The 11,886-nt window shown below is 40.9% G+C and carries 10 protein-coding genes; 6 read left to right on the plus strand and 4 right to left on the minus strand.

All coding sequences use genetic code 11. The features are described 5' to 3' along the window. Nucleotides 1-671 precede the first annotated feature (671 nt). Nucleotides 672-2,597, minus strand: coding sequence for an aconitate hydratase (locus tag BQ9859_RS11410; RefSeq protein ID WP_075878281.1), 1,926 nt, complete (start codon nt 2,595-2,597; stop codon nt 672-674). 119 nt (nt 2,598-2,716) lie between these two features. Here BQ9859_RS11410 and BQ9859_RS11415 point away from each other — a divergent pair, with 119 nt between their 5' ends. Together BQ9859_RS11415 and BQ9859_RS11420 are read left to right on the plus strand one after the other, a co-directional pair. Then, nucleotides 2,717-4,063: a citrate synthase gene (locus BQ9859_RS11415; RefSeq protein WP_075878282.1), complete on the plus strand. Its 1,347-nt coding sequence runs from the start codon at nt 2,717-2,719 to the stop codon at nt 4,061-4,063. Next, complete coding sequence (locus BQ9859_RS11420) at nt 4,041-5,045, plus strand: isocitrate/isopropylmalate dehydrogenase family protein (RefSeq protein WP_075878283.1); 1,005 nt, start codon at nt 4,041-4,043, stop codon at nt 5,043-5,045. Before BQ9859_RS11415 ends, BQ9859_RS11420 begins: the two co-directional genes overlap by 23 nt. Before the next feature lie 26 nt (nt 5,046-5,071). Here BQ9859_RS11420 and BQ9859_RS11425 read toward each other — a convergent pair whose 3' ends face one another. After that, a complete protein-coding gene (locus BQ9859_RS11425; RefSeq protein ID WP_075878284.1) occupies nt 5,072-5,605 on the minus strand; it encodes a metallophosphoesterase family protein in 534 nt (177 codons plus the stop codon). A 45-nt stretch (nt 5,606-5,650) separates the two neighbouring features. Then, nucleotides 5,651-6,871, minus strand: coding sequence for a hypothetical protein (locus tag BQ9859_RS11430; protein WP_075878285.1), 1,221 nt, complete (start codon nt 6,869-6,871; stop codon nt 5,651-5,653). Nucleotides 6,872-7,247: 376 nt separating this feature from the next. Between BQ9859_RS11430 and BQ9859_RS11435 the strand changes: the two genes are divergently transcribed. From BQ9859_RS11435 to BQ9859_RS11445, 3 genes are all read left to right on the plus strand, one after another. Beyond that, nucleotides 7,248-8,423, plus strand: coding sequence for a S1C family serine protease (locus tag BQ9859_RS11435; RefSeq protein ID WP_075878286.1), 1,176 nt, complete (start codon nt 7,248-7,250; stop codon nt 8,421-8,423). Between the two features lie 113 nt (nt 8,424-8,536). After that, entirely contained in the window at nt 8,537-9,508 is a 972-nt protein-coding gene (locus BQ9859_RS11440; protein ID WP_075878287.1) for an L-lactate dehydrogenase, read from the plus strand. 115 nt (nt 9,509-9,623) lie between these two features. Next, nucleotides 9,624-10,136, plus strand: a complete 513-nt coding sequence (locus BQ9859_RS11445) for a YcxB family protein (protein WP_075878288.1) — start codon at nt 9,624-9,626, stop codon at nt 10,134-10,136. A 71-nt stretch (nt 10,137-10,207) separates the two neighbouring features. On the opposite strand, the gene BQ9859_RS11450 is transcribed toward BQ9859_RS11445, so the two are convergent. Next, nucleotides 10,208-11,071, minus strand: coding sequence for a YitT family protein (locus BQ9859_RS11450; RefSeq protein ID WP_075878289.1), 864 nt, complete (start codon nt 11,069-11,071; stop codon nt 10,208-10,210). Nucleotides 11,072-11,189: 118 nt separating this feature from the next. On the opposite strand from BQ9859_RS11450, the gene BQ9859_RS11455 reads away from it, so the two are divergent. Continuing rightward, a complete protein-coding gene (locus BQ9859_RS11455; protein ID WP_075878290.1) occupies nt 11,190-11,867 on the plus strand; it encodes a uracil-DNA glycosylase in 678 nt (225 codons plus the stop codon). Nucleotides 11,868-11,886: the final 19 nt, after the last annotated feature.

Below are 11,886 nucleotides of genomic sequence, written 5' to 3' on the forward strand. Positions count from 1 at the left end.
CCTATAACTTGAAGAGATATTATAGGATGTATTTTTTGTTATAAAACTAACGTAAAAGTAAATACAAGAAGCGTATTACTTTCATTGTCTAATGAATAACTTGATAAACTAACACATTAAGTTTACTTATCCCATAATTTATAAAATTAGTTCTTCTAAAATAAATAAGATGATACTATTATGATACAGATTTCTAAAGATTCATAAAACGTATATTTTTTAACTAATAGAAAAGACTGTTAACTTCCTATAATATATTTCTTTCTGGATTTTATATTTATTTTGATTAGTACTATCTTCCTCTTTAGAATTAGATTGTTTAATCTATAAATTTTACCCAAATGTTAAGGTGCTTTTTTAAATTATCGCCATTAAGAATAGTAATTTTTTAGACCAATTAACAAGTACTGCTTAAAGGTCTACTTTTTTAATCACTCTTTTATAATTCTCACTTTAAAAAGGTAATCTTAAGCCCAACATTTGCCCAAGATTACCTGATAAATGAATTCTCTATATTATAAAAATATAGAGCTTATCAACAAATTGTGATTTATAATTATTAATATCTGCTTTTAATCCAAAAGATCATTTATCTATACTTTAATTCAATAGTATATACTTAAAATTAAAGCTAGTACATATACATTTATAACTTCACAAAATAATATTTTTTATTGCTGTTTTTGACGAATCAGGTTCAATGTGCCGCCCGCACGCAAGGTTTCGATATCCAAATCACTGAGATCATAAGTGACCGTAAAGGTAAATTGTTTGCTTCGATCTTCGATCGTCAATGTGCCGCCCGGCTGGATCGCACAAACATCTTTGATCAACAGCTCATCCATTTCCTCTATCCGCTCATAATCTTCTTCATTGGCAAATGTTAACGGCAAGATACCGAAATTGATCAGATTCGCTTTATGGATACGTGCAAAACTTTTTGCAATCACGGCTTTGATTCCCAGATACATTGGCGCCAAAGCTGCATGTTCGCGGCTGGATCCTTGTCCATAGTTTTGTCCGGCAATGATAAAACCGCCGCCGTTTTCTTTGCAACAATCATAGAAGTCCGCTTTATTGTTCATAAAGACAAAAGTAGAGATCTTTTCGATATTCGAACGATAAGGAAGTACCTTTGCACCTGCCGGAGCGATATGATCGGTTGTGATGTTATCCCCGACTTTGATCATGACTTTCTTATCGATCGTATCCGCTAATGGCGTATTGATCGGCAGCGGACGAATGTTCGGACCGCGTACCACTTCTACCTCTTTTGCTTCTTGAGCAGGCTTTGGCAAAATGAACATGGAATCATCTACCGGCATTTTCTCCAGTTCTTCTGGCACTGTGTAATCTGCAAGCAGCGGCGAACGCAATTCACCGTAAATTGCACTGTAAGCTGCTGTTTCAGGAGATACCAGGCAGACTTTCGCCGTCAATGTTCCGCTTCTGCCATAGAAGTTACGGTTAAATGTACGCAGCGACACCGCATTTGAAATCGGTGATTGTCCCATCCCGATGCAAGGACCGCATGTACATTCCAAGATACGCGCACCGGCTGCGATCAGATCGGCCAATGCACCATTGCGCGAGAGTTCCATAAAGATCCCTCTGGACCCTGGAGAAATGGTTAATGAAACATCCGGATGGACATGTTTTCCTTTCAACAGACTGGCCACGGACATCAGATCATGATAGCTGGAGTTCGTGCAGCTGCCAATACATACCTGATCGATCTTCATCCCTTCCATTTCCTTGACACTGCATACATGATCTGGCGAATGCGGCAATGCGATCATCGGTTCCAGCTGTGCCAGATCGATCGTGATCACAGAATCGTATCGCGCATCCTCATCTGCATGCAATTCCACAAAATCTTGTTCTCTTCCCTGCTGTTTCAAAAATGCCAGCGTCTGCTCATCACTTGGAAAAATAGATGAAGTCGCACCTAATTCCGCCCCCATATTCGTAATGGTCGCACGCTGCGGAACACTTAAATGCTTCACACCGTCACCAAAATATTCCATCACACAGCCGACGCCGCCTTTTACTGTAAGCTGCTGCAGGACTTTAAGTATGATGTCTTTTGAACTGACTCCTTTGCGCAGATCATTTTTCAATTCGACCCCGATCACTTTCGGCATGCGCAGATGAAAAGGCATGCCGGCCATTGCACAGGCAACATCCAAACCGCCGGCACCGATCGCTAATGACCCTATTCCTCCGGCCGTCGGCGTATGAGAATCTGAACCAAGCAATGTCTTGCCGGGTTTCGCAAACCGTTCCAAATGGACCTGATGACAGATACCATTCCCCGGACGCGAAAACAAAACGCCATGTTTTTGTGCAACTGTCTGTAAATATTTATGATCATCTGCATTTTCAAAACCGCTTTGCAAAGTATTGTGATCGACATAGCTGACACTGAGTTCTGTCTGCACCTGGTCGACCCCCATTGCTTCCAGCTGCAGATACGCCATCGTACCCGTGGCATCTTGGGTCAATGTTTGATCAATCAAGATCGCAATGGGTTCTCCTGCATTCTCTTTTCCTTCTTTTAGATGCTGATGAATAATCTTTTGTGTTAAATTCGGCATATCCGTTTCTCCTTTCCTCGGACTGTAACGTTGTTATTATAACATATTACAGAAAAAAGTTTCATAAATTATGAAAAATATGATATAATTGTGAAACAAATGAAAAGGGAGTGGAATGCATGCATACGGTGGAGGCGTATTTTCAACAGTCTTTAAAAGAAAACCAGATCGATAATGAACTGTATCGTTGCTATAATGTAAAAAAAGGACTGAGAAACGAAGATGGGACTGGTGTGCGAATTGGTTTGACCCGTATTGCGGATGTTGTCGGCTATACTTATGATCATAGTATCAAAACACCTTGCGAAGGAAAGCTGATCTATCGGGGATACGAGATCAAAGATCTGGTCAAGCATAAAGCACATCGAGGATTTGAAGAAGTCTGTTTTTTATTGTTATTTGGATGGCTGCCGACCCAGCAGCAATTAGATAATTTTCATGCGGTACTGGCCGCTTCATATGAATTGCCGTCTCATTTCATGGAGACCAATATCTTACTGACCCCTTCTTCTCATTTAATGAATCGTTTACAGCAGATGGTCTTAGCACTGTTTGATTATGATGCTACGCCAGAAGATACCTCTGCACAAAATATCCTACGTCAAGGGCTGGAACTGATTGCCCGTATGCCGGCACTCATTACATCGTTATACCAAGTGAAGCAGCACCATGTGGATCGTCGTTCTTTAACGATCCATTATCCAAAAGAAGAATTATCAATTGCCGAAAACATCTTATATTTATTACGCGAAGATCATCATTATACAGAAGTAGAAGCACAGACACTGGATGTGTTATTGATGCTGCATGCGGACCATGGAGGAGGAAACAATTCCACATTTACCAATGTCGTGGTTGCTTCCACAGGTTCTGATCTCTATTCAACGATCAGCGCATCGATTGGATCTTTAAAAGGCCCACTTCACGGCGGTGCAAACCTGCGTGTCGTAGAAATGATGCAGGCGATCGAAAAAGAAATATCATTGGATGCAAGCGATGAACAGATGAGAGCAGTTCTTTGCAAGATCTTGCAGCGTGATTTTTATGACCACAGCGGCCTGCTATATGGAATCGGACATGCGATCTATACATTATCCGATCCGCGTGCCGAGATCATCCGTTCGTATTGTGAACAATTAGCGAAAGAAAAAGGAAAAGAAAATATCTTTGCTTTTTATCTTCGCTATGAACGCATCGCAAAACAATTAATGAAAGAAATCAAGGGTATCGATGCCTGTGCCAACGTTGATCTGTACAGCGGTTTTGCCTATACGATGCTCAATATTCCAAGAGATCTGTATACCCCGCTGTTTGTCTGCAGCCGCTTGGTTGGCTGGCTGGCACACAATATCGAAAATAAATTATATGATGGACGGATCATGCGTCCAGCTACCCGCTATGTAGGAGATCTACGCACGTATGTAGAAATGGAGGATCGAAAAAATGAAGACGATTACTGTATTTAAAGGCGATGGCATCGGACCGGAAATTACGGATGCCGTCTTGCAGATCTTAGAAGCAGCCAAAGCACCATTGGAATATGAAATATTTCAAGTAGGCATCCCTTTGTATGAACAATGTCAGCAATTGATCAGTGAAGAAGCATTTGCTTCTTTTGAGAAAAACAAGGTCTTGTTAAAATCACCGATCACGACACCGATCGGCTCTGGTTTCCGTTCGATCAACGTATTGCTTCGGAAAAAATACGATTTATATGCGAATGTACGGCCAGCCAAAAGCAACCCGGCGATCCATACGCCTTTCCAAAATGTCGATATCGTTACATTCCGTGAAAATACTGAAGATCTTTACGTTGGAGTGGAAGAACAGATCGATGCAGACACTGTACATGCCACCAAGATCATTACACGAAAAGCAAGTGAACGCATCATTCATGCAGCATTCCAATATGCCATGCAAAATCAAAGAAAACGGGTCACTTGCGTGCATAAGGCCAACATCTTAAAAATGAGTGATGGACTGTTCTTTTCCTGTTTTAAAGAAATTGCCAAACAGTATCCAACGATCCAAAGTGATGATCGGATCGTTGACAACATGTGCATGCAGCTGGTACAGCATCCACAGGATTATGATGTACTTGTCATGCCTAATCTTTACGGCGATATCTTATCGGATCTGACCAGCGGGCTGATCGGCGGATTGGGATTGATGCCAAGCGCCAACATCGGCGACAACTACGCCATGTTTGAAGCAGTGCACGGCAGCGCTCCTGATATTGCAAACAAAGGAATCGCAAACCCTACTGCCTTGTTGTGGTCTGCCTGCATGATGCTGGATCATCTTCAAGAACAAGCCTGTGCCGATCGAATTCGCAAAGCGGTCAACCAAGTATTGTATGATCCGGAAATGCTGACGCCGGATCTTGGCGGAAAAGCAACGACAAAACAATACACTGAAGCAATCATTCATCTGCTTTCAAAAGAATAAATAAAAAATGGCTGGATGCCATTTTTTTATTGTCCCATTGGCAGCAGCGTAAAATCACACTGTAATACATCCTTTTCAATCGTAACACATGCATAAGAAATAGACTTTCCATCACGATTAAAGAATAAAGAACCCGGATTGATGATTCGTACACCATCGATCACCTTGTCCAGATATAAATGTGTATGGCCATGAAAGACAACATTGCAGCCGTGCTGTTTTGCTAGTTGTGCTGCTTCTTCTTCCATCCATTCCATGAATGTTTCATAGCTTTGGATCTTATCATCGCTGCGCAATCGATAGGCTGCACGCATCTCCAACTGGTGACCATGCAGCAATAAGATCTTGCAGTCCTCTATGTCTAAGATTTGCTCATTCGGCAAGTGATCAGATGCATCATCGTGATTGCCGCGTATGATCGTAAAGTGAGCAAGACAGCCAGGAGCAAAACCCAGATCGCCTAAATGAATATATTCATCCATGTGCGGATGCTGTTTACACACTTGCTGAATACGTTTTCTTTCACCATGACTGTCGCTGATCAACAAGATTTTATGCATATACTCACCTCTTTTTAAAAGAAGCGCAGTTCCCTGCGCTTTTTCTTAACGATTCAAGATATCAATGATCGGTTGATAGTAATCATACCTTCCATCTACATATTGCAAAGCATCATAAGCAATGCTCTTTGCTTTATCCAGATCAATATCTTCATATACATGAGCAAAGCGATAATAGACATAGTCTTTGATCTGGTTCTCACGAATGAGATAACCATAATCCGCATCGCCTTGTCCATAATCTTCATGCAAGATATAAAGATCAGCCACATCCATCATCAGTTCATTATTATAATCTGCAAACAGGTCCGTAAATTGCGACAAAACGGCATAAGCAAAGTTTTCAAAATACTTCACATCATCATACTGCCAGTTTGCCAGTACACTGCGTGCCAATTGCAGGAAATGAGACAGGAAGGCATGCAGATCCGCTTTGATCACCGTACCAAGTTCTTCTTCACTACGATAGCCCTGACGCTGCGCAATCATCAATAAACGTTCCCACAAATGGAATTCCAACAAATATTCTTCCCCGTTTTTTTCTGTATCGCCTGCGATGATATAAGTGACTGCATCCGCCACATCTTTCTCCATCTGCGGATAATCGCTTGCTTTAAAATCGATTGTCTCTGCAATTTTTTCCAATACAACAGGAACCAGATCCAGATCATAGCCATCGTCGTCATAATGGAATGCCTCTTTTGTGAGCTTAAAATCATTGATGATCTTTTCCTCTATTTTCTTTAGATCTGCTTCATTCATCAGCAAAGCAGCATAATCGTCATACGCGTAGCGAACGCCCATCGCCTGCATCATGGCAATGCAAGTGTCCATGCTGTGGCTTTGATATTGTTCCAATTTTGCTTTCTTGCTTGTTGTTTTTGGAGCACTTGTCTTTGCAGAGTTTGTACTCTTGGCAGCAGCTGGTTTCTTTGCTGTTGCTTTGCTCGTTGTCTTCTTTGCTGTTGTTTTTTTCGTTTCTTTTACGCTCTTGCTGGCCGCAGCTGTTTTAGAAGAAGATGCTTTGGCAATCGTTTCTTTCTTCGCAGTGGTTTTTTTCGCTGTCGTCTTCTTTGCTGCTGTCTTTTTTGCAGCCGTGCTCTTCTTATCCGCTGTGTCCGTTTTTTTATCTGTTGCTTTCGCAGTCAATTCTTTCTCATTTACTGCTGCTGTTTCTTTTTCCTGATCAGCCTTTTTTACCTTGCTTGCAGTCGTTGTCTTTACTGCCTTTGCTGAAGGTTTCGCTGCTGTTTTCTTTTCTGCCATTGAGTAACCCCTCCAATACTTTCTCCTCGATTATGAGGATCTGTTCTATTGCCATTATAACACAGTTTGAAAATGAACAAAAGATTTCCGACAGTATTTTCGAAAGCACTTTCATTTTTTACATTTTCTTCCTTATTTGTTCCTGATTCGACAAAAGCATCAAAGATACTCTCTACCGCGTATTTTCACACCAATGACAGAATATGTTGTTTATGTGAATGTCATTTCACTTCAATTTCATCTTTTATACACATTCCCTTGCTTTACAAATCTTTCTCTTTTGAGTATATTATGAGTCGTAGACGAGATATCTACCCTGGTTCCTGTTATATTTCTTTTTCATTATAGACAGGGCAAACAAAAGGAGGTCTTTTTTATGGATGAAGACAATAGATTAGAAGAAAATGTGAGTGAACCTGCATCAGAAATAGTGGAAAGTCCAATAGTGGAAAATCCAAAGAAAAAAGCAAAAAAAGTGATCCAGTTGACATGGGGCAAGCTCGCCGTGATCATTTGCTGCTGCATGGCACTCTCATTAGGATGCGGTATCGGAGGCGCCTATTTGATTGCCCAAAACAATTCTTCCAGTGTCATTTATCAAGATACTTCGAAGGTAGTCAATACAGGCACAAAAGATTCCAGTACGATCAAATCTGTAGTAGAACAATGTGCAAACGCCGTAGTTGAGATCCAGACAGAATCCGTTACAAACGGCAGCAATCCATTCCAGCAATACGTAAGCAGCGGTGCCGGCAGCGGCGTGATCTTGACACAAGACGGCTATATCGTTACCAACCATCATGTGATCGAAGGTGCAAACTCCATCGTCGTACGTACACGCAGCGGTGATGAGTACAAAGCCACACTGATCGGTTCGGATGAACAAAGCGATCTCGCAGTGTTGAAAATCGATGCTACCGGATTAACAACTGCTGTTCTTGGCGATTCTACAAAATTGGAAGTTGGCGATCTGGCCATTGCCATCGGCAATCCATTAGGTGAACTCGGCGGTTCTGTCACCAGCGGTATCATTTCTGCATTGGATCGTGAAATGAACATTGACGGTCAGACCATGACCTTGTTACAGACAGATGCTGCGGTCAATCCAGGCAACTCTGGCGGAGGCTTATTTGATGCAAACGGCGATCTGATCGGTATCGTCAATGCGAAATCCAGCGGAGAGAATGTGGAAGGTATCGGATTTGCTATTCCAATTTCTACCGCAAAAGACATCATCGATGAATTGATCGACAATGGAGAGATCACTTCTCGCCCTACATTAGGTGTTTCCCTTTACAATGTAGACAGTGAAACAGCAGCTGCACAATTAGGTGTAGACAACACTGGCGTCTATATCGTGCAGATCGTAGATGGAGGTTGCGCAGATAAAGCCGGCTTAAAGACCGGTGACCGCATCACTGCAGTAGATGACAGTGTTGTAAGCAGCGCATCGGATGTAAAAACAGCCTTGAACAAACATAAGGTTGGTGAAACGATCACGATCACTGTCGATCGAGACGGCAGATCCATGGACTTTAAAGTTTCTCTCTAGCAAACTTTGCCAAATAATGTAAAACACACGGGTTTTCTCTTTTCTTGGAGCTTCTTGTGTGTTTTTTCTTGCATAATACGGTATAATGATAGTATATGGAGGTAACAAGTTTTATGGAACTAAAAATTAGAAAGCGGAAAATCGTTCTAGTCGGTACCGGCTTTGTAGGTATGAGCTTTGCCTATTCATTGCTTTCAGAAAAGGGAATCAACGAATTGATCCTTATCGATATGAATAAAGAAAAAGCGGTAGGGGAACAAATGGATCTGAGTGACGGGCTTCCTTATGCAGATTCAAAGATGACCATTCGTGCAGGGGATTATGAAGAATGCAAAGATGCAGATATCGTCGTCATTACAGCCGGTGCTGCACAAAAGCCGGGGCAGACTCGCTTGGAGTTAGTTACGATCAATGCAAAGATCACGAAAGATGTAGCGACACAGATCAAAAATTCAGGATTTAACGGTATCATGGTCGTTGCAAATAACCCAGTCGATATCATGACTTATGTTGCTTATAAAGCAAGTGGTTTACCAAAAGAACATGTTATTGGTTCCGGAACGATCCTGGATACTGCTCGTTTACGTTACAATATCTCTAAACATTTGGGTATTGCGCCAAGCAATGTCCATGCATATATCATGGGGGAACATGGAGACTCCAGCTTTGTTCCGTGGATCCACTGCTACTTAGGATGCAAACATTTATTAGAATATATTGATGAAGAAGACAATCTAACAATGGAAGATCTGCAGACGATCTACATGGAAGTACGCAATGCTGCTTATGAGATCATCGATCGAAAGAAAGCAACGTATTATGGAATCGGTCTGGCATTGAAACGTCTCGTTTCCTGCTTGCTGAATGATGAAAAAGCAATCTTGACCGTATCTGCATTCCAGAATGGGGAATATGGCCGAAACGGTTATTACATCGGTACGCCTGCCATCGTCGGAAGCAATGGTGTTGAAAAGATCATCAAACTGCCATTGAATGAAATGGATCAAGATAAATTCAATCATTCCTTTGATACATTGCAGAAAACAATCGAAGAAAATCTAAAAGAAATCTTAGCCGATCTATAATAGCTAGTGTCCTGAATTCCATCAGGACACTTTTTTGTACCTTGCTTCCTGCAACAAAGAGGTCTATGATTATAGTAAATGATCAGTGAACTAAGCTGTCTGGAAAGGAGATCCTATGGAAATACATACCTTGCTGAATGAAGATGCCCTGCATGAATTGCGAAAGCATCTCATCAATCCCGGTAATAAGAAAGTAATTTACATCATATGCGTATTGTTTCTGTTTCTTAGCATATGCAGTTTCATTTTAAGCATCTACTACCTGGCTATGATATTTTTGATCGGTGCCGTCATTTTATACTGCGAATTAACTATGATTTCAAAAAAATTGATCAAGAAAGTCATGCGGCAAATAAGCGAAACATATGGCAGCACTGCCGTAGAAGGAAAGATCATTTTTGATGATGACGATCTAAAGATATTTAATCAGAAAACCAAAGGTGAATTGTGTTTGTCTTACAGCGTAATGAAGACACTTGTCGAAACAAAGAACTACTATGCTTTATTTACCAAAGAACATCAAATGACTCTGATCGACAAGCAGCAGTTCACTGTACAGACAAAGAAACAATTTTTACAACTGATCGATAAGAAGATGCCAGCCATCAAAAAGCAAATAGAAAAATAAAAAAGATAGGAAAAGGAAGCAAATTTCTATGGCTTGAATGCCCGGCTTCATTTCCTATCTTTTCATTGTTATTATAATCTTTTTTCAAAGTTGCCGCTGATGCTCATTCCTTCGCTAAAGATGACAAAAGCATGTTCATCCAAAGTATAAATGATCTTTTTCAATTGATTTTCCTCATATTTGTTGATTGCGCAAACCAAGATCAATGTTTCATCATCCGTATAGGCGCCGGCACCTTTCCAGTATGTAACCCCGCGGCCTGTTTCATACATGATGGCATACTGTACATCGATATTTTTGGTAAAGATCATGGCTGTCATATTGATATTTTGATAATGGATATGATCACAGACACTGTACATGACAACCATATAGATAATAGAATAAATTGCTGTTTGTACATTAAATAAAAGTGCACAGATACCAAACACGCCGATATTGATAATGATCGACAATTGTCCTACCGTAATTGGAAAATTCTTATTTGAAAGATAAAAACCGATGATATCGGTACCTCCGCAGCTGCCGCTTGCACGCAATGTGATTCCGACACCAAAACCGGAAAGGATCCCACCGATCAAACAAGAAGCCAGCACATCGTCCAAGATCGGTGTTTTGGGAATCATGACCAATGACATCACCAATGTCTGAATGATGATGCTCAAGATCGTTTTAAAGAAAAAACTGCGGGAAATAGAACGAAAAGCGAGCAGGAACAAAGGAATATTCAACAATAAATTGATGATACCTGCAATATCGAATTGACTGGCAAATGGTAAAAACGGCGACAATAACGTACGAAGGATCTGCGCAATACCAACGATTCCAGCACTATAAAGACTGACTGGTACGATCAGTAAATTCACGCTGGCCGCAAATAAAGCACTGCCTAAGATCACATAGAGATATTGTTTCCAGCTGTCCAGTTTTTTCATAACACATACTCCCCCTAAACAAAAGGATTGTAGCATACTTTCTGCTTTGTGGAAAGGGATGTTTACCGAAAAGTAAAAAGCGAGTATAATGACTGCATATGAGAAAAGAGGAAATGAAATGGTACATATTGGCAATGATTGGGACGATCTGTTAAAAGAAGAATTTCAAAAAACATATTACTTAAAATTGCGGCAATTTCTAGCCTATGAATATCGTCATACAACGGTTTATCCGGATATGTACGACATCTTCAACGCATTGAAATATACACCTTATGCGAAAGTGAAAGTGGTATTATTAGGACAAGATCCTTATCATGGAAAAGGTCAGGCACACGGCTTATGCTTTTCTGTACAAAAAGGCGTGGCGCCTCCGCCTTCTTTGCAGAACATCTATCAGGAATTACATCGCGATGTTGGTTTTATGATTCCCTCCCATGGCAATTTATCTTCTTGGACAAAACAAGGCGTGCTCTTACTGAACACCGTTTTGACCGTAAGGGCCAACCAGCCAAACTCCCATGCAAATAAAGGATGGGAACAGTTGACCGATCGTATCATCACTTTGCTGGATCAAAAGAAAGAACCCCTTGTTTTCTTGTTATGGGGAAAAAATGCAAAAGCAAAACAAGCTCTGCTGCACAATCCTGATCATTTAGTACTGACCACCTCTCATCCAAGTCCTTATTCGGTCCATTACGGATTTGACGGATGCGCACACTTCTCAAAGACAAATGCATATTTAAGAGAACATGGCTTAGAAGAGATCCAATGGCAACTGCCGCTGCAGATATAAAAAAAGTTCACATCGTGAA

The sequence above is a fragment of the Merdibacter massiliensis genome (genome assembly GCF_900155395.1).
GTDB classification, from domain to species: Bacteria; Bacillota_I; Bacilli_A; order Erysipelotrichales; family Erysipelotrichaceae; genus Merdibacter; species Merdibacter massiliensis.